Origin of the sequence: Methylocaldum szegediense (assembly GCF_949769195.1) — a bacterium.
In the GTDB taxonomy this organism is placed as follows: Bacteria; Pseudomonadota; Gammaproteobacteria; order Methylococcales; family Methylococcaceae; genus Methylocaldum; species Methylocaldum szegediense.
Window position 1 is genome coordinate 3,032,076 of record NZ_OX458333.1, and the last position, 26,792, is coordinate 3,058,867.

The following is a 26,792-nucleotide window of genomic DNA, read 5'->3' on the forward strand; positions in this document are numbered from 1 at the left end:
TGGTCTAGCAAACGCTGCTACCGCGAAAAGAGGAAAAGGGATCAGCGTTCCAAACCGGCGTAATAACGCGCTAATTGCTTGATCTCGTCGTCGCTGAGCTGCTGGACGATCAGGCGCATGCGCTTGTAAATATCGTTGTGGCGCGCTTCCGATTTATAAGCCAGCATGGTCTGTTCGAGATACGCGGCTTTTTGAGCGGCAAGAACCGGCGTGTCGAGGACTTGGCTTTCTCCTGCCCGGCCGTGACAGACCGAGCAGGGCGGGATGATGCGCGCTCCGTCGCCGCGATCGACGAGCTTTCGGATCCTGTCCGGAACCTCTTCTTCCTTCTTTGCGGGGGGCGGGGGTTGCCGGCTGTACCAGGCCGATACGTCCGCCATGTCTTGATCCGACAGACCGGCGCTTATGCCCACCATGATCTCGTTCGAACGGCTGCCGCTTCGGTAATCGTGAAGCTGCTTATAGAGATAGGTCGCCGTCTGTCCTTGAAGGTATGGGAATTCGCTTTCGGCGTTTTCCGGCGTCGCGGCATGACAGGCATCGCAGCTTTCCGCGATTGCCTTGCCCTTCTCGGGATCGCCGTTCCTGACGAATTTCAGGGTTTCCGGGGTCCACGCCACCTGAGTCGAAGGTTCCGCCAGCACCTGGCCGCCAATCGCCGCGAGTAGGATCCCCGCGAGAACATAGCCCATTTTCATGTCAGTACCCCCATGCTACTGAACCAAAGGTCTTGATCACGAAAAACTGGGCGATCGGGTAACCGAAATTCGCCAGCATCAGCAGCGCGAGAGCGATATTCCACACCTTGAAACCGTTCAACAACGGGTGTACCCGAGTCACCGGTTCCAGTGGTTCCGCGTATTCGATTTCGCCGGTCTGAACTAGGCTGGTGTCCGGTCGTCGATAGGACTTTACGAGGATGTAGATGAACAGCGCAGCAGAAAACGTCAACACCGTTCCCCCGACCACCATGGTCAATATGTAGGGATCCCACGCGAAGGTGAGAGGACTATTGTAGGTCACCGTCGAAATCCGGCGCGGCTGGCCGAGCAAGCCGAGAATGTGCCAGGCGGTCGTCAGAATCACGAATCCCCAAAACCACGACCATAGCTGCACGAGCGGTAGCGTGGACGAACAAAGCGGCTGGCCGGTCAACCGTGGCCAGAGATAGTAAGCCGTGGCCATGTACAGAATGATGGTGGTTCCGCCGAAGATCAGATGGAAATGGCCGGCTACCCAAGCGGTATTGTGGACCATTGCGTTCATCGCATAGCTTGCGTTGACCAGGCCGCCGAAACCGCCCAAGACCAACATGGCTGCCGCGAGTATCCCTGCGAGCACCATGGAGTTCCGCCAGGGCAAGGCGCCGATCCAGCCGAACAGTCCCGTGCTGCCCCTGGAACGTCCCGCGAACTCCAGCGAGGCGGAGATCGTGAAGGCGGTCATCAATGTCGGCACCGCCACCAGGAACGTGAGTGTACCGTGAGACAGCTTGAAACCGGCGCTTTGCTCGGGATCCATATAAAGGTGATGAAAACCGATCGGCAGACTGAGCACCAAGAGCATGACGAAGGCGACACGCCCGAGTTCATCACTGAACAATTTGCCGCCCGCGGCCTTGGGAACGAAACCGTAAAGAGCGATATAAGCCGGAATCAGCCAGAAATAGACGATCGGGTGCAAGGTCCAAGCAAAAAGCGTCCTGGCAAGACCGGGATCGATCGTGTCTTTCAGTCCCAAGGACCAGGGAATGAGCTGGAACACGACTTCCGAAGCGACGCCCGCGCTAGTCCAAAGCCATAGGATGGCGTTGGCCGTAGTGGCAAACATCGGTAGCGGAACGGGTTCGCCCGGATGGGCTTTTTTCCACTGCCCATGCATGAGGATCATGATCACCGCCCAGAACCAGGAGCCCACCACCAATAACGCCGCGCCGATATAAAACAGCGCATGCGCCTGCACCGGCGGATAAAAGGTGTAGAGCACCGAGGCGCGTCCGAGCAGCAAGGGAAGCGCGGCGAGACCGGTTCCGACTGCGCTGGTCCAAAACCCAATCCAAGCCCATCGCGGATTCCAGAGCGGCATCTTCAGGCTAGATACGGCCGTGACATAGCCGAACCCCATGATGAAAAAGGTGGTCAGCACGTAGGCCATCAACACGCCATGCGTACTGACGGATGCGAAGTACACACTGGGCGAATGCAGGGCCGGGATCAAGTCGCTGCGCGCCAGCACTTGGTAAAACCCCATGACCGCAGCCAGACCGAAGGCCCCGAAAGCAACCGCGAAATGGCTCAGCGCGAGCTTTCTGATTTCCACTGTGAGCATACGCTTATCTCCCGATCGATTGCGTATCCGGTGCCGCAGGCCAGTTTTCCTTCGCGACCACGGTCACCTTGCTCCACATGTGATCGTGCCCGAGTCCGCAGTATTCGTTACAGAGCATGGGATATTCACCCGGCTTGGGAAAACTGGTGGTGATCTCGGAGACATAACCCGGCACCACCATCGTGCCCATATTGGTCATCGGGATATGGACGCCGTGCAGAACGTCGGCGCTGGCGATACGGAACGTCACGGGCGTTTCGGCGGGCAACAGGATTTCGCGGGGATAGAACCCGTAGCGGGCTGCGACTAGAGTCACTCGGATCGTGCCGTCCGGCTGGGTCCAAACGCCCAGTTTGTCCTCGGCGAACTCTTCGCTCAAATGGAGACGCGCCGAGTCTATGGTCTCGATGTGACTCGGCGGGTGGATGTTCCGAACGAGGGCGGTATAGAAAATGGCGGCGAGAAATAGCCCGATAACCGCCAGGACCAGATAAATCCATTTTTTTTCGAGCGGGTGGACGTGCATGGCTCACCTCATTGCACGCCGCCGCGTGGCAGAAACACGCCGAAGTAAAGGAACAGCCAGGCCACCGCCATGCCTGCAATGATCAGGCTGAGTAGCGTCCAAGTGCCGATCGGCGTGAATTTCGAGGGATCAAAACGTTCTTCTTCATTCTTGATGTCCATATTTGTCCCCTTGACAAATTAGCCGTGCCTCAACTCTCGTCGAGTGTGCCCCGCCAGCCCTTCAAACGCAAGCGTCATTCCGTTGCAATTCGACCGTAAAGCAACAGACCTTAGCCGAACACGCGACAGCGGCGATGGCCGGGTGTCGCGGGCATACGCTTGGAGGTTGCAAAAAACTTGCCAAGGGAGTGGCGAAGCAATCAGTCTCGTCCTCGAGCGACCGTTATACGGGAATGCATGCCGTCATTTGCCCGGCTCAACCGAGAGGCACTTGCATGTCGGAGAAGCCTCCCTGGCGAACTCGACGACGGAAGGGGAAAAATTGTCCGGGAAATAGAGACTATGAGCCGTTCTCGTGCTTTTTCGGATCGCCGAAGCGGATCGAATCAGCCCAGATCGCCCCAAATCGCCTGAATCGCTGACAGCGCCGCGAGTACGGCGGTTTCCGTCCGGAGAATACGCGGTCCCAGCCTGACCGGGATGAACCCCGTTTCCCGGGCCAGGATCCGCTCTTTCTCGGCGAAGCCGCCCTCGGGCCCGGAAAGAATGCTTATGGTACCTTCTGGCTGCGGCAAGTCCTTCAGGCCGGCCATGGCTTGCGGGTCGAAAAACAGCCGCAGTCCCTCACTTCCGACAACCCAATCCCTGAGTTCGATCGGTTCCGCGATTTCGGGCACCCGATTCCGGCCGCATTGCTCGCAGGCGCTGCGCGCCACTTTTTGCCAGTGCTGGCGCCGGCTTCCACGCCTTGCCTCATCGAGACGAACCACGCAGTGCTCGGTAAACAAGGGTGTAATTCGGCTGACGCCGAGTTCCACCGCTTTTTGGATCGCGAGGTCCATGCGTTCGCCTCGTGAAATGCCGAGGCCGATGTGGATGGTGAGCGGGGATTCGACATCCCGGCTCCGGCCGGTGCCTATTTCAACCTGAACCCCATCGCGCCCTATCGTCAAAACCCGAGCCGAATATTCGCGGCCGTCGCCGTTGAACACGATCAGGTCCGCGCCTTTCTTGAGGCGGAGCACGGTGCGGAGATAATGGGCGCTTTCCTCATCCAGCTGGAGGACGGCGCCTTCTTCGAGCGTTTGCGGAAGATAAAGCCTGGACACACGCATGGCTAGTCTTTGGTGGCGATATCGATGGCTTCGCCCGCGACATCCGCCATGAAGCGGATCTCGCCGGGGGTGATGACATAAGGCGGCATGAAATAAACGACGTTGCCCAAGGGACGCAGCAATACGCCCCGCGACAAGGCGTGACGATAGACGCGAAGCCCGCGCCGCTCCTGCCAGCGATAAGGTTCGCGATCGGCCTTGTTCTTGACCAGCTCGATAGCCAGAATCATTCCCGTTTGGCGGATTTCGGCGACATGCGGATGATCCTCCAACGCCGCTGTCGATTCTGCCATGGCCTGTGCCAGTCGCTTGTTGGCCTCCAACGTGTCTTCTTTCTCGAACAAATCCAGCGTTGCCAGGGCAGCCCGGCATGCGAGAGCATTTCCGGTGTAGCTGTGAGAGTGGAGGAAAGCCTTCAGTTTGGTGTACTCGTCGTAAAACGCCGCATAGACGGCTTCGGTGGTCAGCACGCAGGACAGCGGCAAGTAGCCGCCCGTCAGCCCTTTGGATAGGCACATGAAATCCGGCCGGATATCCGCCTGCTCGCAGGCGAAAAACGTACCGGTACGTCCGAAACCGACGGCGATTTCATCGGCGATCAGATGCACGCCATAGCGGTCGCAAGCTGCCCGTAGGAGCTTAAGATAAACGGGGTCGTACATGCGCATGCCGCCTGCGCACTGAACCAGGGGCTCGACGATGACAGCGCAGGTCTCCCGCGCGTGTGTCTCGAGCACCCGTTCCATCTCGGCGAATTTTCGCCGCGAATGATCCGCCCAGGTTTCTCCCGGCTCCCGATGATAGCAGTCGGGACTCTCGATGGTGATGGGTTTCAGCAAGAGCGGCTCGTAGGTCTTCTTGTAAAGTGCCACGTCCCCTACGGCCAAGGCGCCCAGGGTTTCACCGTGATAGCTGTTGCTCAGGGTAATGAAACGGGTCTTCTCCGGTTTCCCAGCGTTTTGCCAGAAGTGGAAGCTCATTTTGAGCGCGATTTCTACAGCGGACGAACCATTGTCGGCATAGAAACAGCGGGATAATCCGTTCGGAGCGAGGCGAGTCAATCGCTCGGCTAGCCGTACCGCCGGCTCGTGAGTGAATCCGGCTAGAATCACATGTTCCAGTGATTCAAGCTGGTCCTTGAGCGCGGCGTTAATGTAAGGATGGCCGTGTCCGAACAGATTCACCCACCAAGAGCTGATAGCGTCGAGATAACGGTTGCCGTCGAAATCTTCCAGCCACACTCCCTGCCCGCGCTTGATCGGTATCGGCGGCAGGGTTTCATGGTCCTTCATCTGCGTGCAGGGGTGCCAGAGTACGGCGAGGTCGCGTCTGGACCAGTCGTGGTTATTCATGGTCGAATACAGGAATTAACTGAAAATCGCGGTAATCTCATAGGAGAGATATTCGTGAGCCGGCCTCATACTCTGATGACTCGGAGCCCTTACGAACGCTTGCTTGCGCTGCCGGAAAACCTGGTTGGCGAGGTGCTCGACGGCGAGTTATACACTCAGCCTCGCCCCTCGGGGCGTCATGGTTTGGCCGAAACGGCTCTCAGTGCCAAGATCCAGACGCCGTTCGGTTTCGGCGAAGGCGGGCCGGGCGGTTGGTGGATCTTGATGGAACCGGAAGTCCACTTCGTTCGTGACACCGAAGTCGCCGTGCCCGATCTCGCCGGCTGGCGACGGGAACGAATGCCGACGCTGCCCGAAGACCATCGCTTCGAAGTCGTACCGGACTGGGTGTGCGAAATTCTTTCGCCCTCGACCGAGCAGAAAGACCGTGCCCGAAAGCTGCCATTGTACGCCCGTTACGGGGTTTCCCACGTCTGGCTGGTCGACCCACTAGTGCATACCTTGGAAGCCTTCGCGCTGCGTGAAGAAGGCTGGCTACTCATCGCCACGCTCAAGGACGACGACCCGGTCAAGGTTCCACCCTTCGACGCGATCACTTTCTCGCTGGCGGATTTGTGGGCGTGACACTCAGATTGCATAGGAGATATTCGTGAGCCGGCCTCATACTCTGATGATTCAGAGCCCATACGAACGCTTGCTTGCACTGCCGGAAAACCTAGTTGGCGAGGTGCTCGACGGCGAGTTGTATACCCAGCCCCGTCCTGCAGGGCGTCACGCCGCGGCGGAGTCCGGTCTGCAGAGCAAACTCGGTGGGCCGTTCCGCTACGGCGAAGGCGGGCCGGGCGGTTGGTGGATCTTGGTGGAACCGGAAGTCCACTTCGTTCGTGACACCGAAGTCGCCGTGCCCGATCTTGCCGGCTGGCGGCGGGAACGGATGCCGACGCTGCCCGAAGACCATCGCTTCGAAGTCATACCCGACTGGGTGTGCGAGATTCTTTCGCCCTCGACCGAGCAGAAAGACCGTGCCCGAAAGTTGCCATTGTACGCCCGTTACGGGGTTTCCCACGTCTGGCTTGTCGACCCTCTGGTGCATACCCTAGAGGCCTTTGCGCTGCGCGAGGAAGGCTGGCTGCTTATCGCCACGCTCAAGGACGATGATCCGGTCAAGGTTCCGCCTTTCGACGCGATTACTTTCTCGCTGGCGGACTTGTGGGCGTGAGGCTCAGTCCGCCGTAATCCCGAGATTCCGCTAAACCGCCAGCACTGCTTCAGCCCGATTCAGGGTATAGAAATGCAGCCCTGGCGCACCCTGCTCCAATAGGCGTCGACATAAAATAAAGATGGCCTTGTCCGAACGGATCCACCGACCAGGAGCTGATAGCGTCGAGATAGCGGCTGCCTCGGTATCGGCGGCAGGGTTTCATGGTCCTTCATCAGCCTGCTGGGATGCCAAAGCACAGCGAGCTCGCGGGCGGCCCAATGTGAATGGAACATGCTCGGGCAAAAAAGCATCGAGAACGCCAGGCCGTAGCAGGCGGAACTAGGGGCGCGGAATACGGATTTTCTGACCTACGAAAATCTTGTCGGGATGCTTTATGACTTCCCGGTTGGCTTCGAAAATCTTCGGGTAAAGGCTGGCATTCCCATAAAAGCGTTTGGCCAGTGCAGACAGGGTGTCACCCTTCTGGATGACATAATAATCGACTTCGGCTCCGGCACTCGATGGATTGAGTTCTTTCGGCGCCTTGTCGGCGGATTCCTCAACCTGTATCTCACTGATGACTCGCCCCACGCCCTTGACGTTGCCGGCCATCAGGATCGCCTTCTCAACCGCTTCCCAGCTTCGGCTGGTGCCCCGCAGGGTCACGAAACCTTTCTGGTAGACGACTTCCAAATGCTCGATGCCTGGGTTGTCGGCCTCGATGTGCGCCTTGATAGTCTCGGCTGCCTTATCGTCGGTACGGAATAACGCATTGCCGATGTCGCTGACAAAGTCGAATAAGCCCATAATCATGCCCCTCCGGGTTGCCAAAAATGCAGGCTGATGAAGGATGCGGGCTGTCGCTCGCATCCTTATAACGGACTACAGTAACACAAAGCCCGTCCAGCGCCGCAAGCGTTCTTCTCCGCTGCCAGAGAATTCTACGTCCGCTATCCCTTCTGCCGCGGTTATAACATCGAAGGACTGAGGGGGCCGGGTATCAACTTCTATGAAGGTACTAGCTACGGTCCAGTCCTAAATTCCTCCAAATCCCTAACACTGCCTCGGCACGATTCAACGTGTAGAAATGCAGTCCGGGCGCGCCCTGCTCCAACAGACGCCGGCACAGGTCGGTCACCACTTCTAGACCAAATGCGCGAATCGACTTGCGGTCGTCGCCGAATACCTCCAGCCGTTTGCGTATCCAGCGCGGGATATCCGCACCGCAGGCATCGGAAAACCGGGCCAACTGCGTGTAGTTGGATATGGGCATGATGCCTGGCACGATGGGAATGTCGATGCCCATCTTTTCGCAGTCGTCGACAAAGCGGAAATAGGCTTCGGGATTGTAAAAATACTGAGTGATCGCGCTGTTGGCTCCAGCCTCGACCTTGCGCTTAAAGTTACGTAAATCGGCTTCCATGTTGGCTGCCTGGGGGTGCATTTCCGGATAGGCCGCCACTTCAATATGGAAATGGTCGCCGGTTTCCTGCCGGATGAATTCCACCAGCTCGTTGGCATAACGGAATTCTCCCGGCGATAGCATCCCTGAAGGCATGTCCCCACGCAGCGCAACGATATGCCGGATGCCTTGATTTTTATAGGCTTCAAGCACTTCCCGTATGCTGGCCTTGGTGGACGCGATGCAGGAAATATGGGGTGCCGCTTCGATACCGGTATTTCGCTGAATTTCGATCACGGTTTCGAAAGTTTTCTCGCGCGTCGTCCCGCCGGCGCCGAAGGTCACCGAACAGAATTTCGGTTTCAGTGTAGCCAGTTTTGCGAGGTTCGTGCGAAAGGTGTCTTCCGCCTCGTGATTCTTCGGCGGGAAGAATTCGAGGCTGAAGATTTTGGGATATTTTTTTTGGGATTCCATGGGAGTCATCGTATCTCAGATAGAAGAAATCCTGCACAAGGCAGGATTTCTTCGTAGGGTCCGAACACCGAACGCAGGTTAGTTAATACTACCCTACGCGTAGCCTCGCGGAATCAATACCGGTAGTGGTCCGGCTTGTACGGTCCTTCCACCGGTACACCGATGTACGCGGCCTGCTCGGGCGTCAGCTTGGTGAGCTGAGCGCCGATCTTCTTGAGATGCAGCCGCGCCACGTGCTCGTCCAGATGTTTGGGGAGCACGTAGACCTTGTTCTGGTACTTGTCTCCGTGGCAGAACAGCTCGATTTGAGCCAGGGTCTGGTTGGTGAACGAGTTCGACATGACGAAACTCGGATGGCCGGTGGCGCAGCCGAGGTTCACCAGACGCCCTTCGGCCAGCAGGATGATGCGTTTGCCGTCAGGGAAGACGACATGGTCGACCTGTGGCTTGATGTTTTCCCAGGTGTACTGCCTGAGACTCTCGACTTCGATTTCCGAGTCGAAATGGCCGATGTTGCAGACGATGGCGTTGTTCTTCATCTTCGCCATGTGGTCATGGGTGATGACGCGAATATTGCCGGTTGCGGTGACGAAGATGTCCCCCTTGTCGCAGGCCTCGTCCATCGTGACCACGCGGTAGCCTTCCATTGCTGCCTGCAAAGCGCAGATTGGATCGATTTCCGTGACCCAAACGGTCGCGCCAAGTCCCCGGAACGCTTGTGCGCAGCCTTTGCCTACGTCGCCATAGCCGAGCACGACACAGATCTTGCCGGCGATCATCACGTCGGTGGCGCGCTTGATGCCGTCCACCAAGGATTCGCGGCAGCCGTACAGATTGTCGAACTTTGACTTGGTTACCGAGTCGTTGACGTTGATCGCCGGGAACGGCAAACGGCCTTCCTGTTCCATCTGGTACAGACGGTGTACGCCGGTGGTGGTTTCCTCAGTGACTCCCTTAATATTGGCCTGCACTTTGGAATACCAGCCCGGCTGGGACGCCAGGCGCTGCTTGATGGCGGCGAACAGTACATCCTCCTCTCGACAGGTGGGTTTGTCCAGGATCGAAGGGTCCTTTTCAGCGCGCGAACCCAGAGTAATCAGCAGCGTCGCGTCGCCGCCGTCGTCGAGAATCATGTTCGGCGTACCGCCGTCATGCCACTCGAAGATCCGGTGGGTGAATTCCCAGTACTCTTCCAGGGATTCGCCCTTGTAGGCGAAAACTGGAATGCCGGCGGCGGCAATCGCCGCAGCGGCGTGATCCTGAGTGGAAAAAATGTTGCAAGACGCCCAGCGCACTTCCGCGCCCAGAGCTACCAAGGTCTCGATCAATACGGCCGTCTGAATGGTCATGTGCAGACTGCCGGCGATTCGAGCGCCTTTGAGCGGTTGCTGTGCGAGATATTCCTCGCGCACAGCCATCAGGCCCGGCATTTCGGTTTCGGCGATTGCGATTTCCTTGCGGCCCCAGTCGGCCAGGGAAATATCGGCGACGCGGTAGTCGGGGGATCGATTAGTACTCGGGACAGCGTTCATGTTTCATGCTCCTTTCGTTGCAATTCACTTTCCGCCGCGAGTACTTGTCTCGATACACCGCGGCCGGAAAGTGGGTGAATCGAGCGCCGTTATGGTTGAAAACACCTCACCGAGCCTGGCGGGGCATCGATACCCCGTCGCAACGCTCCTCGATGAGACGCATGGGTTAACGCGCGGTTGCGCGTAGAAAACAATCGTGCCTTACGCTCCTGCCTTCAGTGACTCAATTCGGGACGAGGGTCTATCGGAAAGCTCGACTCGGATCGCTCCCCTTCCGGACCGAAAAAACGTACGCTCCCGGTCTCGAGAACGATCCAGACTTCCTTCGCGCCTTGTTCGAGATACAAGCCTACTTTGAAGCGAATTTCCTCCTCGGAATTCGATGGAGAGCGGATCTCCACGCAAATTTCAGGTGCAGAGGAGTAAGGCGTCTCGTAACCATGGCGGGCTAGGAACTCCGGCGAGCACCAAGCTACATCCGCGACCTTTACGCCTTCCGGAGTGTCGATAGAACACTCAGAAATAGCCTCGCCACCCAGTAGGCGCTCCAGCAAGGAAGCGATCCTAACTTGTAAGCGACCATGCCGATTACTGGCAGGACTCATCAGAATATTGCCATAGCGGTCCAGCTCGATCTTATACGGCAGGTCTTGCAAGCTCTTGTCGGCGATAACCTCGGCCCATTTCATCATCCGTCCTCTCGCCCCGCGATCGGGCTACAAGTCCTTACAGCGGAGGCAAACCAGCCGCTTCGCGCAGCGCAGCGGCCTTGTCGGTCTTCTCCCAGGTGAAAGTGTCTTCGGTACGGCCGAAATGACCGTAAGCAGCCGTGGGGCGATAAATCGGCCGCAGAAGATCCAGCATACGGATCAGTCCTTTCGGCCGTAGATCGAAATACTCGCGCACCAGCTGCACCAGACGTTCCTCGGCGATGACGCCCGTGCCGAACGTATTGACGCTGATGGACGTTGGCTCGGCCACACCGATGGCGTAGGACACCTGAATCTCGCAGCGCTCAGCCAAACCGGCGGCCACGATGTTCTTCGCCACGTAGCGGCCCATGTACGCTGCCGAGCGGTCCACCTTAGACGGGTCTTTGCCGCTGAATGCGCCGCCGCCGTGTCGCGCCATGCCGCCGTAGGAATCGACGATGATCTTGCGGCCGGTCAAGCCGCAGTCGCCGACTGGACCGCCGATGACGAACTTGCCGGTGGGGTTGATGAAATATTTCGTGTCTTTGTGCAGCCATTCTTTCGGAAGCACGTGCAGGATGATTTCGTCCATCACCGCCTCGCGCAGGTTTTTCTGATCGATCTCCGGCGAGTGTTGGGTGGACAAAACCACCGCGTCGATGGCGACCGGTTTGTTGTCCTCGTAGCGGAAGGTCACCTGGCTCTTGGCGTCGGGACGTAGCCAGGGCAGAAATTTCTTCTTTCTTACTTCCGCCTGGCGCTGTACCAGTCGGTGAGCGTAAGTAATGGGGGCCGGCATCAATACATCGGTTTCATTGGATGCATAACCGAACATCAGGCCCTGATCGCCGGCGCCCTGTTCGTGTTCCTCGGTTTCGTCGACGCCCATGGCGATGTCGGGCGATTGTTTGCCGATGGCCGTGAGCACGGCGCAACTTTCCCAATCGAATCCGATCGAGGGATCGTCATAGCCGATCTCACGCACGACCTGACGCACCAGCGCCTCGGTATCTACCCAGGCCGATGTGGTCACTTCGCCCGCCAAGACCACCATTCCCGTCTTGACCATGGTCTCCACCGCCACCCTGGCTTTGGGGTCTTGCCTTAACATTTCGTCCAGAACCGCATCGGAAATCTGATCGGCGATCTTGTCGGGATGACCTTCGGAAACAGATTCGGAAGTAAAGATAAAGTTGTTGCTCACAGGTGACCTTCCTTAAAACAGTGATTACGAGCGCGCCCTAAAGGTCCGTCATTATAGGGTAACGGGATAGTCGCACCAAGCGTTTGCGGCAAAAGTCAATGGGGGGTTCAACGACGCCTCAAATCACATGAAGGACGGCGTTTACGCCGAGCAATAAGAAACTGAACGGAATGGACGCCACGAAAAGAAACAAAGAGACGGCGAGCCCGCCGCGGATGCCGATCGGTCGTCCGGTTTGGTTGAAACGGAAGCAGACCCCATAAAGCGCCGCGAGCATCTGCACCGCCACGGCGATCGTGAAAAGCAGGATATAGCGTTCTTCCAAACGAAACGCATGCGCCAGGACATCGCTCGATACTGTGAGCATCAACGGCGCATAAGCTACGGCGGCTGGCAAAGCTAGGCCATAGGTGCGAAGGGGTGTCAATGAGATGCCGAGCATGCGCCGCAGCGCAAACCGCAACGCCGCCGTCCACAACAGAGCGATGACGAGATAAATCAGGATCAACCTCGAGAAATCATCGACCGTATAGGCGGATGGGCGGATCAAAAGATCTACCGAGCGGTACAGCAGAGGGTGAGCTTTGAACAACAAAGGGTTCACGGTTCCGTATCCGACGATTTGAGATTTGATCGTGTCCGAGAAATAGCTTGTTTGATGACTGATTTTGCTTTGTGTGTCGCATCATATTCTGCTTCGGTTTCTTTACGAACCGGCGAATACATGAACATTGCTATAATCCCGCAGTTTTACCTCAGCTAAAGGAGTGTCTGGCCCCATGCCTTTGATGAAAGTCAGTTCCGGTAGGAATGTTCCGAACGACATCAACGTGATCATCGAGATTCCAGCCTATAGCGATCCCGTCAAGTATGAAGTCGACAAGGAAACCGGAGCACTGTTCGTCGATCGTTTCATGGGCACTGCGATGCAGTATCCGTGCAACTACGGTTATATCCCGCACACTTTATCCGAGGACGGCGATCCAGCGGACGTACTGGTGATCGCTCCCTGGAAGCTGTTGAGTGGAGCGGTGGTCCGGTGCAGGCCGATCGGGCTACTCCGAATGACCGATGAAGCGGGCGGCGATTGCAAGATCATCGCCGTGCCTCACGACAAATTGACCCCGCTATACAGCAAGGTCAATTCCTTTCGAGACATTCCGGATAGTCAGCTCGCCCAGATTGCACATTTCTTCGAGCATTACAAGGATCTCGAACCCGGTAAATGGGTCAGGATCGATGGTTGGTGCGATAGTGAGGAAGCGAAGCAGGAAATCACCAACAGCATCGAACGTTACAACTCGGCGAAGCAAAAACCGAATTTCTAATTGGACTTCGGCCGCAGGATCGCCTGCCAACGCTATTCTCCATGCTTAGCTACCGCCACGGTTTTCACGCCGGCAATCATGCCGATGTATTCAAACATCTCGTTTTGACCCTGCTGGTCTGTTCGCTGCTGCGTAAGGAAAAGCCGTTTTTCTATCTGGACACGCATGCCGGGGCCGGGCGCTACGATCTCGGCTCGGCCATGGCACGCAAGAATCGCGAGTATAAAACCGGCATTGGTCTACTATGGGAGGTTGAAGACGCACCCGAGGCCGTTCAGGATTATCTCGAAACCGTGCGTCTTTTGAATCCGGACGGCAAACTGCGTTTTTACCCCGGCTCGCCGCGCGTCGTCCGGCACTATCTTCGCTCGGCGGACCGCATGTTGCTTTGCGAGCTTCATCCCAACGAAGTTAAGGTGCTCAGTGAGGAGTTCGCCGGCGACAAGCAAGTCAAGATCCATCATCTCGACGGCTACCAGGCGCTGAAAGCGCTCCTGCCGCCGCCCGAGCGGCGAGGTCTCGTGCTGATCGACCCCGCTTTTGAACTCCGGGACGAGCGGCGCCGTTTGTTGGATGCCTTGAAAGAAGGCTACAGGCGTTGGGCAACCGGCATCTTCGCGGTCTGGTACCCTATCCAGGACCGGGCCACAGCCGATGATTTTCTGCGCCGGCTACAGCGCACCGGCATCCGCAAGATCTTGCTCGCGGAATTCTCGGTATTCGATTCCGACGAAACCCCCCGTCTCAACGGCAGCGGCATGGTCATCATCAACCCTCCCTGGAAACTGGAAGAGAACCTGCGAACCCTATTGCCTTGGCTGTGGAAAAAGCTGGCGGTGGATGGCCAAGGAAAGTGGCGGGTGGAGTGGTTGGTTGGCGAGTGATTCGTCGCACGGAAACGAACGCCACGCATCTCCGCGCTACGGTCGGCGGCAGCGAGGCGACGCGTGGTGGAATTCGACCCGGCGTGGAAGCTGTTCCCTCTTCGCAGCTGAAACCAGTTCAATGACCCTCCCCGGCTACTTCGCTTTCGTCGGCGACGGGCTCCAGGCTCAGATCCATCGTGTCCAACGGCGACTCGGCGGTTTGGGGGCTCTCGGTTTTTTCGTTGGTCTGATCTTGAAGAAGCACCGTACTCTTCGCGGATGCTTTTTTGGAAGCAAGCGGCTGGTTCAGGCTGATTTTCAATCGGACGTTGTTGGCCGAATCCGCGTTGCGGATGGCTTCTTCAGCGGTGATCCGGCCGGCCTGATAGAGCTTCACCAAATGGCTATCGAAAGTCTGCATTCCTAAGCCTTCGGACTTCTCCATGACTTCCTTGATTGCGTGGACTTCGCCCTTGCGGATTAGATCGCAGACTAGGGGTGTTCCGAGCAGAATCTCGATGGCGGCCGTGCGTTTGCCGTCGACCGTGGGCACCAGGCGTTGGGAGACGAAAGCCCGCAAGTTTAGGGACAAGTCCATTAATAGCTGGTTTCGCCGTTCTTCGGGGAAGAAGTTAATGATTCGGTCGAGCGCCTGATTCGCGTTGTTGGCGTGTAGGGTCGATAGGCACAAGTGGCCTGTCTCTGCGAAATTGATGGCGTATTCCATCGTGTCCTGTGAACGGATCTCGCCGATCAGGATGACATCCGGTGCCTGCCGAAGCGTGTTCTTAAGAGCATCCTCGTAACTCTGGGTATCGACGCCTACCTCCCGCTGATTAACTAGGCATCTTTTGTGCGGGTGAATGAACTCGATCGGGTCTTCGATGGTGATGATATGTCCGGCGGAATGGCTGTTGCGGTAGTCGATCAGCGCCGCCAGTGAGGTGGATTTGCCGGAGCCGGTGGCGCCTACGAACAGAATCAGCCCCCGGTTTTCCATGATGACCTTTTTGAGGACGTCCGGCAGACCCAGATCCTCTACCTTAGGAATGTTGACCTTGATATTCCGCACGACCATTGCATGCATGTTGCGCTGCTTAAAGATGTTCACGCGAAAACGGCCAATTCCTTCCTCGCTGATGGCGAGGTTCATCTCTGGGCGCCGTTCAAAATCCTGGCGCTGGCTCTCGTCCATAATCGAATAGGCGATCTCTTTGATCATCTCGTCCGTTAACGCGACTTTATCGATCGGCATCAGCTTCCCCTGAAACTTGGCGGCGGGCGGGGCGCCAGCGGTGAGATAAAGATCGGAACCATCCTTGTAGACCAGGAGTTTGAGGTAGTTCTTGAATTTCATGGCGATTCTTCCTCGGCTGAGACGATGGACTTTTGGCGGCCGCACGACAGTCGGGCCGCCGATCGTCATCCAAGTATAGATACGGAATTCGGCCAGGCTGTGAGCCGAGCCGCAGAAGTGCAAGCGCCATGCTCGTATTCGATTCGGAACGCTCGCACAGGATTTGACATTCAAATGAGAAGCATTATCATTTACGTTGTGTTCGTCATCGCTGGAGCCGTGCCGTGAATGCCTGTGACCGTCCATTTTTTTCCGACCAGTCCGCAGACCGCGTACGACAGCGCATGTCCGTCGGGAAGCTGGCCGAACGATCAGACAGCGGCAATTCGCGAGCCTAGGGTGCTCGTCATCCGCACCCGTCTTCGAAAGATTTGCTCAGGCGCGTCTTGCCCACGGGTGACGCGAAGCCGATCGGTCGACCGTTAAACACCGAGGAGAATTGCATGACCGACCAGTTCCGCGCCCCCGCCGATTCGGCGCCCTCACCGGATGCGTTGGAAGAGACTTTGCGTTTTCTGTTGATGCGGTATGCGAGAAACCCGTCACCGAGCATCGCAGGGCATATCGCCGCCTGCTTGGATACGCTACTCGCCCATCCCGAGTTCAAAGCCGCTCCGGACGACCGTTGCACTTATCACCGGATGCGTTCCTATTGGCGTTTGGTCGAGCGTTTGGGTTGAAAGACCGGTTTTTCTTTCCGATCGGCAGCCGTAATTCGAATCTTGGGCGGAACCCAAAGGGCGGGTTTTTTCGGCCTACAGCACTTGCATATCGCAGGTAGCGCCGAATTCTTTCGCCTATACAAGCGCGGAAAGCGAATGCCTGAGCCGCTGGGCTGTAAAAGCGGACCGAACACGCTCTAGGGGATTTCCGCCGCGGTTGCCAATAAGCGGGTCAAAACGTCGGGATCAACGGGTTTGATCAAGTGGCAGTCCAGTCCAGCCGACTCCGAGGCGCGGCGGTCGTTTTCCGTGCCGTAGCCGCTGATTGCCACCAGCAGCGCCTTTTCCATGCCCGGCAGTTGCCGCAAGCGTTTGGCGAGTTCGTAGCCGTCCATGCCGGGTAATCCGATATCCAGTAAGGCCACTTCGGGCTTGAAGCTTGCTGCGATACTCAGCGCCATAGGGCCGTCGTAAGCGACCTCGACCGTGTGTCCGGCGGCGCCGACGATGAGCGCGGTGCTCTCGGCGGCATCGTGATTGTCGTCGACGATCAGGACCCGGCGCGGCACTAAGACCAGTTCGGATTGCAAGGCCGTCATGTCCTCCGGGTTATCGGTGGTTCCCTGCCATAACGGCAGATAGACCAGGAATTCACTGCCGAGGCCGAGTCCTTCGCTCCTGGCTTCGACCCGGCCGCGGTGTAGTTCCACCAGCCGGCGCACCAGCGTAAGCCCGATTCCGAGTCCGCCTTCCATCCGATCTAGCCCTCGATCCGCTTGCACGAATAGATCGAAGATGTGCGGCAGAACGTCGGGGGCTATGCCTCGGCCGTCGTCGCGGACGTGCAGTACGGCCTGATTATTTTCGATGTGGAGAGCGACCTCGATGTTACCGGCGGGAGGCGTGTACTTTGCCGCGTTGGCGAGCAGGTTCTCGACGACCTGTTCCATGCGGGTGGGGTCCACTCTGACGAATACCGGACAACCCGGCAGGTCCAGGGCCAGCTTGTGGCGGCGCGAGTCGAGCTGATATCGGACGATTTCCAGAACGTGGACGATCAGCGGCACGAGGTCGATCACTTCTTCGCGCAGCTCGATCTGGCCACGGGTGATGCGCGCCACGTCGAGCAAGTCGTCCACGATGCGGGTGAGCTTGTTGAGCTGCCGATCCATCATGGCGTGGATCTGCTTGATGGGGACTTTGTCCGGATTGGTGGTTTGAATGATATGCAGCCCGTTGCGGACCGGCGCGAGAGGATTACGCAATTCGTGCGCGAGCATGGCCAGGAACTCGTCTTTTTGCCTGTGGGCTTCGCGCAGGGACTCCTCGATTTCCTTGCGCTCGGTGACGTCGCGATTGGTTTCGAGCACGAGCGGCGGTTTGTTGCGCTGGAGGACCACGGTATTGCGGCTGTCGACGATGATGCGTTTTCCGGTGCGGGTGGTATGGATCACTTCGCCGACCCATTGCCGGTCGCGGGCGAGGATGCGCTCGAACTCCTCGGTACTGATGCCGCGCTCGATTTTCAGCAAATCGTGGCTGGTTTGTCCCACCGCCTCGGAGCGCTTATAGCCATAAAGCTCCTCTGCGCCCCGGTTCCAATACTGGATCGTGCCGCCGAGTTCCCACATCAGGATGGCCTCGTGCGCCTGATCGAGGATATCGCTACGCTGTCTCAGGGCTGCCTCGATGCCGCGACGTTCGGTGACGTCCTGAATGGTCAGGAGGATCAGATCGTTCAGATGATCCTCTCCGAGCAGTTTATAGGCGCTCAGGTTCAGGATGCGTTCGCCGACTTCGGGATGGGTCTGGATGACCTCATAGTCTTCCAAGGTTCTTCCGCCTTTCGCCACGATCTGGAGCGACTCCTTGATCTCCCGCCTGTCCCAGAGGCCGCTGCCGGTATCGTAGAGACAAGTGTTCCGGATGGCCTCTGGCGTGGTCCGGAACATTTCGAAATAGGCCCGATTGGCGCGCTTTATCCGGAGATCCCGATCGAGAACCACCAAAGCGTCGCGCATGGTTTCCAGGATCGCCTCGTTGAAGTCCTGCGCGTTCTTCAAGGTCAGATTGACCTGGCTCAGCTCGTGATTGCGCACCCTCAGCTCTTCATTCGCCGTGGCAAGCTCCTCGTTGGCGGACTGCAGTTCCTCCTTGGCGGTTTCGAGCTCTTCATTCGTACTTTGGAATTCCTGGTGGGCCGACAAGAGTTCCTCTTCCAGCGACCTCAGTTTCTCCTGGCAGGCTTTGTGGGCTTCGATGACGGACTGTAAATGGCGCTGCGTGGCGTCAAGTTCTCGCCTCAGCTCCGAAAACTGGAATTGTTCGCCGGTGTACGAGAGCCTGAAAAGGAGGCCGACTGGTCGCGTCAGAACCGATGAAATTCGCTGTAGCCACACGGTCGGGGCATTGACCGGTTTGTTCGACGCGTTTTCGAAGAGAATCAGAAAGAATTGTGCGGCGCCTTCGGCGTCGTTGAGCGGCAATACCTCGAATCGAACATATCGTTCTTTCCCTTCGCTGCTGATGCGGATATTTTCCCGTTTGGCGGGCTGTCCGGTCGAACGCGTCTCGTGCACCGCCTCCGACAGTTCGATGAAGAGATACGTTTGGGTCAGGCTTTTGAGATTCAAGCTCGCCGATCCTTGCTGATGCTCGAGAAAAAAACCGGTATGTCCCCGAAATTGGAGGACGTTCAGATCGGCATCGACCAGCACTCCGGCCGGCGCGTAGCGCGCCAGCAAGATGTTGTCGGCCTGCCGCTGGACCAATCCGTGGTTCTGGAGTGGCGCGGCGTTATCCGTCAGGGTCTTTTCGGGCTGCAGGATCCTTTGTTCTTTCCCGCCGAAGTCCAGCAACATTCGTCCGGGAACGTTCTTCCTCACGTAAATGCTCCAATTTTTATTTAAAGGTTCGAAAAGATGCGAACCTTGTGGACCGATGTTTTCGGAAGGACCTAGCGCGAGAAATTTACCCGGATTGAGCGCGTAATGAAAGGTTGACATGACTTGTCTCTGCAATTCCGGATCCAGGTAAATCAGGAGATTGCAACAGCTGATCAGATCGAGTTTGGAAAATGGAGGGTCTATCGCCACGTTGTGTTCGGCGAAGACGCACGCTTCCCGGATTGCCGGAATGACCTGGTAATGACCGTCGGTTCGAATGAAAAAACGTCTGAGCCGTTTTTCGGAGACATGGAACCTGACGTTTTCGGGATAGCGGCCCGCTCGCGCAATGCTGATGGCCTGCGGATTGATGTCGCTGCCGAAAACCTGGATCGGAATGCGGAGCTTTTGTTCGTCCAGGAATTCGAGAAGCGCCATGGCGATGGAATAAGCCTCTTCGCCGGTCGCGCAGCCGGGCACCCAAACGCGGATCGAATCGGCCGGAGACCGGCCCTGGAGCAGGCGGGGAAAAACTTCTCTCGTCAATCCGCGAAATGTCTCGGGGTCTCGAAAGAACGCGGTGACCCGGACCAAGAAATCCTGGCACAGCGCCTCGGCTTCGGCGGGCTGGGTCTGCAGCAGGGAAAGATAGTCGGAAAGGCTTTGAATTCTGTTGAGCGCCATTCGCCGTATGAGCCGCCGTAATATGGTCTTGCGTTTGTACTGGCTGAAATCGAGCCCGCAAGTGTCGAGGACGACTCGGAATATCTGCTTGAGATCCTGTTCCCGGATCGCTAGGGTTTCCAGGTCGCCGGCAGCGGTCACCACCCGCTGAGCCAGATTTGCGAGCTCCCGTGCGATCTCTTTGGGCGGTAATACATAGTCGACACATCCCATGCTGATGGCGCTGCGCGGCATTCCGTCAAATCTGGCCGAGGATGGGTCCTCCGCGAACGTGAGACCGCCGCAGATCTTGATCGCCTTGAGCCCTTTCGCTCCGTCGGTTCCGGTTCCGGACAGCACGATGCCTATGGCTTTTTTCCCCAACTCGCGAGCCAGAGAACGGAACAGATGATCGGCCGGCAGATGGGCCGGCGAATGCCCCCGGCGGCACTCGAGTCTCAGGCGTCCGACGGACACGCTGATATCCGCATCCGGCGGAATGACATAAATGTGGTCCGCCTCTATCGCCATTCCCTCGCGCGCCTCCGTGATCGGCAGTCTCACATTTCTGGCGAGGATTTCCGTCAGCTTGCTGTCGTGATCCGGCGACAAGTGCTGGGCGATCAGGAAAGCGAAGCCGATGCCGGGTTCGATGTCTTGAAAAAGATCGAGCAGCGAGTTCAGACCTCCGGCCGACGCGCCTATGCCCACCATGGCGGGAATCGCTTTCGACGGTCTCGGGCCGCCGTCGTCCGGTTTTGTCGTGTCGTTCTTTGCGCCCATCCGCCGGGTCGTGTTCTTTGCAATGATGCTTAAAGCTTGTACAGGGGCTCCAAGTTCGCGGCTATGGCCGGTTTGTCCCTGCTGGACAGGATAATCGGGTCAGACCGAAAAGCCGACCAGAGCATCTGCCCTTGCCAACCCGACTCCGGGTGCCGATAAAGTGCCCGGTTGAGCCGCTCGATTTCGCGCCCCAATTCGCCTCTGCAACGGCTCTTCAGCTCGTCCAGGCCGATCGGCCGAGCCGAAGGCCAGCGCAGTCTAGCCCAATCCAGGAGCGCTTGGCGCGCCGCAGCGGGGTCGTTCTTCTGGCAGGCCATGCGCAAGGCATTTACCGCGGAGCGCTCGGATCGAGGATCGTCCGCCGGCCGCAGAACCTCCGGTTTTCGGGGTTTACGGCTGAGCCACCAAGCCGCCGCGGTCCCGAGCCAGCCTAGCCCGAACAGCAAGGCTAGCCAAAACCACGCCCCGCCCCCAGCTCGCGGCGCCTCGATCGGCGTTTGCGCCGCGGCCGACGACGGTTCGGGGCTGGCCGCCGCGACGGCGGAAGGGGCCGTTTCCTCCGTCTGCGCTCCCGGCAGCGCGGTCAAGATGCGCTCGGGAAGCCGGGCGATCTCCATGCGATCGGTTTTTGTGTTCCACCACGGGATTTCGATCGGCGGAAGCCGGTAGGTTCCGGAACGTGCAGGGATAAGCGCGATCTTTTCCTGGCGGACGCTGGCAAGGCCGCTCGCCAGCTTTTGCTCGTTCAGCAGCGGTTGATCGGGATAGCGTTTGATATCCGACGGAGATTGCCCGGCTGCTTTCGGTGCCAGCTCGGGCAAGAGTCCTACCGTCGTGCCGTCGGCTCGCACGGTGATGGTTCGCGTGATCGGTTCGCCGGCGGTGGTTTTGAGATCGTCCTGCGACCAGGAATCCTCGATTTCTAGATGTTCCGCCGGCAGCCAGTGCTCGCCGGAAAAGGCTGTTGGAATCGGCCGGACGTCCAATGTGATTGAATCCGAATGCGCGCGCAGAATCCGAGCAGAATGGTTGAAAAATTGATTGAAAAGGGATTGTCCGGCCGACGTGCGCCGTGCTTCGAGCGTCAAGGGTTCCAAAAGGAGCGTTCCGCTTTTCTGTGGGAAAACTGCGTACTTCCGTTCTATCGCCGTGTACTGGAGGCCGTTGCGATAGGTGGTGTAACGTCGATCGTCGCCGAGCTTTTGGATCAAGGCGTCGTCGCTGGAAGGTTCGCTGAGATTGGCGCCGCCGAAGTGGACGCGACTCAGCACGCGAACGGTATAGATCACCTGGGCCTGAACATAGGGATTCTTCGGCTCGGCCTCGACTTCGAGAAAAAGATCTTCACCGCTGGCGCCTACGCCAGGAGTCGGCGATCCACTGACGTGGATAGTCAGTGGCTTGGACCGGTCGGACCCAAACGCGATGGACGGGACGGTCAGCGTGCCTTCCTGTCGAGCCATGACCGAGACGTGCCATTCCGTCCGCCGGCTGAAGCGGCCGTTGATGAGGGAGATCTGACTGCTTTGCGATTGGCCAAGGATATGAAAGTCCTTTTCCAGCGGCGTAAAGTCTGGATCGGCGTCCGGCGTCTCTTCCGCCGAGAAGATCAACGTAAAAGACTCGTTGATCGGTACCGATTCGCGATCGACGGTCACGCTGATCGCCGCGGCCGAGACCGCGCCCGCATGGAACAGAAAGAGCAGGGGCAACAGCCGGAGGCATCCGATCAGCGTAGACGGGGTCCAAACGTAGCGATAAAGCCGGAAAAAACGAGGATGCAAATAAACGAATGCGCTCATGGTCTCGGTTCCGCGCCTTGAGTCCGTTGCCGTTGAAGGTATTGGTAATAGAACTTGCGTTTCAAGAGTCCGCCCGGGTCGTCGGGAATGCGCCGTAGCCATTGTTCTTCGGCCTGCCGGGTTTCGTCGGTCGTTCGCGTGTCCGCTGCGATTTCCTTCTCTTCGCTGCCTGGGGGCTGACGGTCCTCAGCGTGATCCGGTGCCACCCGGTCAGAATCTTGGCCGGACGCTTTTTCGTCATTCGTTTCGGGTCGGCCATGCGCCTCGCTTTCCGTGCTGGACTCGGTGTCCGAGCGATCGGACGCATCGGCTTCGCTCTCGGAACCGGTGTTCTGCTGCCGGGAGTTGTCATTCCCGCCTGCTTGATCGCGCGATTCGCGCTCGTGGTCCTGGCCATCTTCGCCGTCCGACGAAGCCTGTTGTGATTGCGAGGATTCGGACTGCGATTCGGAGTCCTTGCCGCTTTGTTGCTGTTCTTCCCGCTGCTGTTTCTGTTGCTCTAATGCTTTTTCGATGAGCTCTTTGTTATAGCGGGCGTCGGCGTGCTCGGGATCAAGCTCCAGAGCTTTCTGGTAAGCTTGGATAGCTTCCTGGTAACGTCCCTGCCGGGCCAAGGCGTTGCCACGGTTGTAATGGCCGATTACCGAGTTCGTTCCCTCGAGGATTTTCGCGGCGTCTTCGTAGCGTCCGGCCTTGTAGTGGGCGGCTGCTTTCCATTCGGTGTTTTTGAACGTTTTGGCGGCTTCGTCGTAATTCTCGTTTTTGAAGGCTCGCTGTGCCTGCTGGTCGGGCGTTTGCCACAGGTCCTGCCAGTCCAGCGCTCGGGCATCGTTCGGAAACGGGATCGTAAGCATCAACAGCCAGGCGGCGAGCCATCCGCGTCGGAAGGATAAGGCGGCGAGCGGCAGCAGCGCCAAGAGCAGCCAAACTCCCTGCTCCTTCCATTGATCGACGTTCAGGGTTTTCTCGCCCAGCGTGTCGGCAGTGGCATGTCGTTCGAAAAACCCAAGAAGCGCGTCGAGATCACCGGAGTCGGCGGTAAGCTCGCGGTAGATGCCGCCGCCCGCTTCCGCCAGTCTCCGTAGTCCGCTGGCATCGAGCCGAGGAACGACGATACTTCCGCTTTCATCTTTCAAGAACCCGCCCTTAGGCAAAGGCACTGGCGCACCTTCTTCGGTACCAGCGCCTAGTACGGAAACTCGGTAGCCTTCCGCTTTTGCCTGGCGTGCTTCGTCCTCGGCTGCGGCTACGCCGCCGCCGGCAGAAATCAGCAGGATGTCGCCGTTCCTCAAGCCGGCCTGTTTCAGGAGTCGGACGGCTGATGTCAAGCCCAAGTCGATGCGTTCGCCCTGGATCGGCATCAAGTCGGTGCTAAGGGCGGAAAGTTGTGCGGCTATGGTGGCCGCATCGTCGGTCAGCGGGGTGACGGTGAACGCGTCGCCGGCATAGACGACAAGCGCGGTTTGGCCGTCCTTACGTGCTCTCAGGATGTCGGCGATCTTATAGCGGGCGCGTTCCAAGCGGCTCGGTTTGAGATCGGCGGCATCCATGGCCGATGAAAGATCGAGGACGATGACTACGGCGGCGATATTGCGGAACGCCGGAGCGGGTAGCCTTTCCCAAACCGGTCCCGCTAACGCCAGGATGGCGATGAGGCCGCTCAAAGCGGCGATGAACAATGGCCAGAGGCCGGCGCGGCCGTGCCCGCCGACGACGACATGGGGCAACAGCGCTTCGTCGCAGACATCCTTCCAGTCGCCGACATTCCGGCGCCGCTGGTAGAGCCCCCAAAGCAGAGCCGCGAGCGGAACAACCGCCAGCAGCCACCAGGGGCGTAGGAAGTGAAAATCGGTCATGGGCGATCGTCGTGAGTCATTGGGTTCAGTGGTCGTAGGACGGACAAAGTCCTTAAAGTTTTTTTAATCATCTCTGGCTTCCAATGGGTACGGTCGGCGCCATTCACCCTTTCCTGGGATTCGTCCTATGGCTGCCGGGTTGCTCTGGACTTAAAAACGGCTATCGCGGCTGATCCGTCATTCCCTCAGTTTGACCATGGCCAAAATACTTGCCACCAGCAGTGCGCTGGCCAGGGGCCACGGATAGAGTTCGGTGCGCGGCCGGTAGAATTGCTTGGTCCGCTCCACCGGTTCCAGCTCGTCCAAGAGTTCGTAGATATGTTCCAACTCGTTGGTGTCCCGTGCCCGGAAATAGCGCCCGCCGGTTTTTTCGGCGATCGCATTCATGGTCTCCTCGTCGAGATCCTGGGACGGATTTACGCGCCGCCTGCCGAAAAGATCGTTGACGATCATCTGGTCGGCACCAACGCCTATGGTATAGATCTTGAGCTTCTCGCGCGCGGCAAGCTCGGCCGCCTGCAACGGCGAAACCGCACCTGCCGTGTTGGCGCCGTCGCTAAGCAATATCAGTACCCGCTGACCAACGGGATTGTCTCTGAGACGCTTGGCCGCGAGGCCGATGGCATCGCCGATCGCGGTTTTATCTCCGGCCAGCCCGATGACGGCTTCGTCCAGTAGGATACGGACGGTGGTACGGTCGAAGGTCAACGGCGCTTGCAGATAAGCCTGCTCGCCGAACAGGATCAGACCTATGCGGTCGCCTACGCGCCGCTCGATGAACTGGCCCGCTACCCATTGAGTAGCGGTAAGTCGATCTACGGCTCGGCCATGGAGAAAGAAATCCTCGATTTCCATGCTGCCGGAAAGATCGACGGCCAGCATCAGATCCCGGCCGCTGACCGCCTGTTCGATGGGTTCGCCCAGCCACTGCGGGCGTGCCGCCGCGGCGGTCAGCAACATCCAACCGACGAGGGCGATCCAGAGCGAATGCGGCTTGGCCCGCTTGACGCCTCGACTCGAGGGAAGACGCTCGATCTCGTCGAGAAATGGCGTCCTGAGGGCCGCGGCAGTGGGTTCGTGCGCTGGAGGGAGGAAGCGGCGAACCAGCCAAGGCAAGGGTAAGGCCAGAAAGACCCAGGGCCAGGCGAATTCGATCATGAGGGGCTGCCTGTTTGCCGAGGAGCGGCGCTCTTCTGGGCCGTCACGACGGTTCTGGGCAAGGCTTTCAGCCAATCGCGGCAAAGCGCTATCAATCCATCGAAATCGGCTTCGCCTATCGGCCGGTAAGGCGCGTCCAGCAGCGCTCGGCCGACGCCGCGGGAAAATCGGGGCACTCCGAACGGCCGGTCGAGCCATTCGAGCCATGCCTCCCCGGTAAGCCCCGCCACATCTTCCCGAGGAAAGGTACTGAGGCCGACCCGGCGCAGCAACACCGATAGCCGTCTCAATTTCTCGGTCATCCCTAGAGACGAATCCTTTTCGAGTCTATCCAGTTCACGCAGCGCGAGCTTCGTCACCGTGGCCTGACGCCAGCGGCGAATCAGCCATGTGGCTGTCGCGATCGACAAAATGGCTATGGCCGCCACGATCCACCAGCCGATGGCGGGCGGCCACCAACTGATCGGCTCCGGTAGATGAATATCGCGTAGGGGCAAAGCGTCCATGATCAGGCGCGGAAATAATGGGGTCGGCGGCTACTTTGTTGCAGCACCAGGAAAGGTTCGTCTGTGGTGCGGCAAGGGACGAGGCGTATAGCGTAACGGCGGGCCAGATCGCGCAGGCGTTCCTCGCGTGCCTGAAACGACCGCTCGTGGGCCTCGGCGGTGTGTGCGTCGGCATTCACCACGATATCCCGGCGTCCGTCGCTGAACCGGCGAAGCCCTGTGGGCAGCTGTTGCTCCAAGGGGTCGAAGACGAAGACCAGCACCAGATCGCAATGACGGGACAAACGACCCAAGCTGGCCTCACCTGCGCTCGTCAGATGCCGGAAATCGCTGAACACGAACACCAGGCTTCCGGGCCGGGCATGTCGCGGCAGGCGCGTCAGTGCGTCCTGTAAGGCGGCCTCCGGGGCCCCCGTATTTCGCGGCGCAGCCTGGTCGACCAGCGCTTTGAGCAATCTCAGTACCGCACGGTGACCGTGCTCCGGTTTGAGTTCGACGCTTTCGTCTTCGGAAAAAATCTGACCGCCTACCTTGTCGCCATGGCGGCGGGCACTCCAGGCGATGAGAGCGGCCAGACGGGCGACCATGGCCGACTTGAACATACCCCGGGTGGCGAAGAACATCGCCGACCGATAATCCACAGTCAGGAATACGGGGCGTTCACGCTCCTCACGAAATAGTTTGGTATGCGGTTCGCCGGTGCGGGCTGTGACCCGCCAGTCCAGGTTGCGCACGTCGTCGCCGTGGGTGTAGGGCCGTGTTTCGTCGAATTCCATGCCGCGCCCTTTGAACGCGGAAAGGTACTGCCCGCTCTGCAAGGCGCGTACGGTCGTCCGGGCCAGCGTTAGACTCGCGGCGGGCTCGCTGAGCCGGATCAGATCCTCAAGGGTCGGCCGGACCAAGCTGGCTGAAGACGTTGGCATGGACATCAGGATGGAG

At 58.5% G+C, this 26,792-nt stretch carries 25 protein-coding genes and 1 riboswitch; of the genes, 5 read left to right on the forward strand and 20 right to left on the reverse strand.

Going from position 1 to position 26,792, the window contains the following annotated elements; genetic code table 11:
* Positions 1–41 precede the first annotated feature (41 nt).
* From QEN43_RS13065 to QEN43_RS13090, 6 genes are all read right to left on the reverse strand, one after another.
* Positions 42–698, reverse strand: a complete 657-nt coding sequence (locus QEN43_RS13065; RefSeq protein WP_235726649.1) for a c-type cytochrome — start codon at positions 696–698, stop codon at positions 42–44.
* A 1-nt stretch (position 699) separates the two neighbouring features.
* Positions 700–2,328 carry a b(o/a)3-type cytochrome-c oxidase subunit 1 gene (locus QEN43_RS13070; protein WP_026611097.1) on the reverse strand — a complete coding sequence of 543 codons (1,629 nt, stop codon included), beginning with the start codon at positions 2,326–2,328 and terminating at the stop codon, positions 700–702.
* A gap of 4 nt (positions 2,329–2,332) precedes the next feature.
* Positions 2,333–2,854, reverse strand: a complete 522-nt coding sequence (locus QEN43_RS13075) for a cupredoxin domain-containing protein (protein ID WP_036269114.1) — start codon at positions 2,852–2,854, stop codon at positions 2,333–2,335.
* Between the two features lie 8 nt (positions 2,855–2,862).
* Positions 2,863–3,015, reverse strand: a complete 153-nt coding sequence (locus QEN43_RS13080; RefSeq protein ID WP_026611096.1) for a hypothetical protein — start codon at positions 3,013–3,015, stop codon at positions 2,863–2,865.
* Positions 3,016–3,401: 386 nt separating this feature from the next.
* Positions 3,402–4,130, reverse strand: coding sequence for a 16S rRNA (uracil(1498)-N(3))-methyltransferase (locus QEN43_RS13085; RefSeq protein ID WP_026611095.1), 729 nt, complete (start codon positions 4,128–4,130; stop codon positions 3,402–3,404).
* Positions 4,131–4,132: 2 nt separating this feature from the next.
* Positions 4,133–5,482, reverse strand: coding sequence for an adenosylmethionine--8-amino-7-oxononanoate transaminase (locus tag QEN43_RS13090; protein ID WP_026611094.1), 1,350 nt, complete (start codon positions 5,480–5,482; stop codon positions 4,133–4,135).
* A 54-nt stretch (positions 5,483–5,536) separates the two neighbouring features.
* On the opposite strand from QEN43_RS13090, the gene QEN43_RS13095 reads away from it, so the two are divergent.
* Complete coding sequence (locus tag QEN43_RS13095; protein WP_026611093.1) at positions 5,537–6,106, forward strand: Uma2 family endonuclease; 570 nt, start codon at positions 5,537–5,539, stop codon at positions 6,104–6,106.
* A 46-nt stretch (positions 6,107–6,152) separates the two neighbouring features.
* Positions 6,153–6,701: a Uma2 family endonuclease gene (locus QEN43_RS13100; protein WP_036269111.1), complete on the forward strand. Its 549-nt coding sequence runs from the start codon at positions 6,153–6,155 to the stop codon at positions 6,699–6,701.
* 30 nt (positions 6,702–6,731) lie between these two features.
* On the opposite strand, the gene QEN43_RS13105 is transcribed toward QEN43_RS13100, so the two are convergent.
* The 7 genes from QEN43_RS13105 to QEN43_RS13135 all read right to left on the reverse strand — a co-directional run bounded on the left by QEN43_RS13105 (position 6,732) and on the right by QEN43_RS13135 (position 12,591).
* Positions 6,732–6,872 carry a methylenetetrahydrofolate reductase gene (locus QEN43_RS13105; RefSeq protein WP_317964079.1) on the reverse strand — a complete coding sequence of 47 codons (141 nt, stop codon included), beginning with the start codon at positions 6,870–6,872 and terminating at the stop codon, positions 6,732–6,734.
* Between the two features lie 150 nt (positions 6,873–7,022).
* Positions 7,023–7,490 carry a peptidoglycan-binding protein LysM gene (gene lysM, locus QEN43_RS13110; protein ID WP_026611091.1) on the reverse strand — a complete coding sequence of 156 codons (468 nt, stop codon included), beginning with the start codon at positions 7,488–7,490 and terminating at the stop codon, positions 7,023–7,025.
* A 211-nt stretch (positions 7,491–7,701) separates the two neighbouring features.
* Positions 7,702–8,559, reverse strand: coding sequence for a methylenetetrahydrofolate reductase [NAD(P)H] (gene metF, locus QEN43_RS13115; RefSeq protein ID WP_026611090.1), 858 nt, complete (start codon positions 8,557–8,559; stop codon positions 7,702–7,704).
* Between the two features lie 113 nt (positions 8,560–8,672).
* Positions 8,673–10,091 carry an adenosylhomocysteinase gene (gene ahcY, locus QEN43_RS13120; protein ID WP_026611089.1) on the reverse strand — a complete coding sequence of 473 codons (1,419 nt, stop codon included), beginning with the start codon at positions 10,089–10,091 and terminating at the stop codon, positions 8,673–8,675.
* A gap of 74 nt (positions 10,092–10,165) precedes the next feature.
* Positions 10,166–10,248: riboswitch (S-adenosyl-L-homocysteine riboswitch) on the reverse strand.
* 58 nt (positions 10,249–10,306) lie between these two features.
* Positions 10,307–10,783, reverse strand: coding sequence for a Uma2 family endonuclease (locus tag QEN43_RS13125; RefSeq protein ID WP_235726648.1), 477 nt, complete (start codon positions 10,781–10,783; stop codon positions 10,307–10,309).
* A 34-nt stretch (positions 10,784–10,817) separates the two neighbouring features.
* Complete coding sequence (gene metK / locus QEN43_RS13130; RefSeq protein WP_026611087.1) at positions 10,818–11,987, reverse strand: methionine adenosyltransferase; 1,170 nt, start codon at positions 11,985–11,987, stop codon at positions 10,818–10,820.
* Positions 11,988–12,105: 118 nt separating this feature from the next.
* A complete protein-coding gene (locus QEN43_RS13135) occupies positions 12,106–12,591 on the reverse strand; it encodes a hypothetical protein (protein ID WP_026611086.1) in 486 nt (161 codons plus the stop codon).
* 175 nt (positions 12,592–12,766) lie between these two features.
* On the opposite strand from QEN43_RS13135, the gene ppa reads away from it, so the two are divergent.
* Together ppa and QEN43_RS13145 are read left to right on the forward strand one after the other, a co-directional pair.
* The gene (gene ppa / locus QEN43_RS13140) at positions 12,767–13,315 is read left to right on the forward strand and encodes an inorganic diphosphatase (RefSeq protein WP_026611085.1); all 549 of its coding nucleotides are present in this window, start codon (positions 12,767–12,769) and stop codon (positions 13,313–13,315) included.
* 41 nt (positions 13,316–13,356) lie between these two features.
* Positions 13,357–14,199 carry a 23S rRNA (adenine(2030)-N(6))-methyltransferase RlmJ gene (locus QEN43_RS13145; protein ID WP_026611084.1) on the forward strand — a complete coding sequence of 281 codons (843 nt, stop codon included), beginning with the start codon at positions 13,357–13,359 and terminating at the stop codon, positions 14,197–14,199.
* Between the two features lie 118 nt (positions 14,200–14,317).
* Here the strand turns inward: QEN43_RS13145 and QEN43_RS13150 are convergent, their stop codons facing one another.
* Entirely contained in the window at positions 14,318–15,538 is a 1,221-nt protein-coding gene (locus QEN43_RS13150) for a PilT/PilU family type 4a pilus ATPase (RefSeq protein WP_036269683.1), read from the reverse strand.
* 443 nt (positions 15,539–15,981) lie between these two features.
* Here QEN43_RS13150 and QEN43_RS13155 point away from each other — a divergent pair, with 443 nt between their 5' ends.
* Positions 15,982–16,218 (forward strand): hypothetical protein, encoded by a 237-nt coding sequence (locus tag QEN43_RS13155; RefSeq protein WP_036269109.1) that lies wholly within the window; start codon positions 15,982–15,984, stop codon positions 16,216–16,218.
* A 179-nt stretch (positions 16,219–16,397) separates the two neighbouring features.
* Here QEN43_RS13155 and QEN43_RS13160 read toward each other — a convergent pair whose 3' ends face one another.
* From QEN43_RS13160 to QEN43_RS13185, 6 genes are all read right to left on the reverse strand, one after another.
* On the reverse strand, positions 16,398–20,531 hold the full coding sequence (locus QEN43_RS13160) for a chemotaxis protein CheB (RefSeq protein ID WP_317963287.1): 4,134 nt from the start codon (positions 20,529–20,531) through the stop codon (positions 16,398–16,400).
* Positions 20,532–20,560: 29 nt separating this feature from the next.
* Positions 20,561–22,333 (reverse strand): BatD family protein, encoded by a 1,773-nt coding sequence (locus QEN43_RS13165; protein ID WP_317963288.1) that lies wholly within the window; start codon positions 22,331–22,333, stop codon positions 20,561–20,563.
* Positions 22,330–24,189: a VWA domain-containing protein gene (locus QEN43_RS13170; protein WP_026611081.1), complete on the reverse strand. Its 1,860-nt coding sequence runs from the start codon at positions 24,187–24,189 to the stop codon at positions 22,330–22,332. Before QEN43_RS13170 ends, QEN43_RS13165 begins: the two co-directional genes overlap by 4 nt.
* A gap of 177 nt (positions 24,190–24,366) precedes the next feature.
* Positions 24,367–25,347, reverse strand: a complete 981-nt coding sequence (locus QEN43_RS13175; RefSeq protein WP_026611080.1) for a vWA domain-containing protein — start codon at positions 25,345–25,347, stop codon at positions 24,367–24,369.
* Positions 25,344–25,853 (reverse strand): DUF4381 domain-containing protein, encoded by a 510-nt coding sequence (locus QEN43_RS13180; RefSeq protein WP_084162195.1) that lies wholly within the window; start codon positions 25,851–25,853, stop codon positions 25,344–25,346. Before QEN43_RS13180 ends, QEN43_RS13175 begins: the two co-directional genes overlap by 4 nt.
* Positions 25,854–25,855: 2 nt before the next feature.
* Positions 25,856–26,776: a DUF58 domain-containing protein gene (locus QEN43_RS13185; RefSeq protein WP_036269679.1), complete on the reverse strand. Its 921-nt coding sequence runs from the start codon at positions 26,774–26,776 to the stop codon at positions 25,856–25,858.
* Between the last annotated feature and the right edge of the window lie 16 nt (positions 26,777–26,792).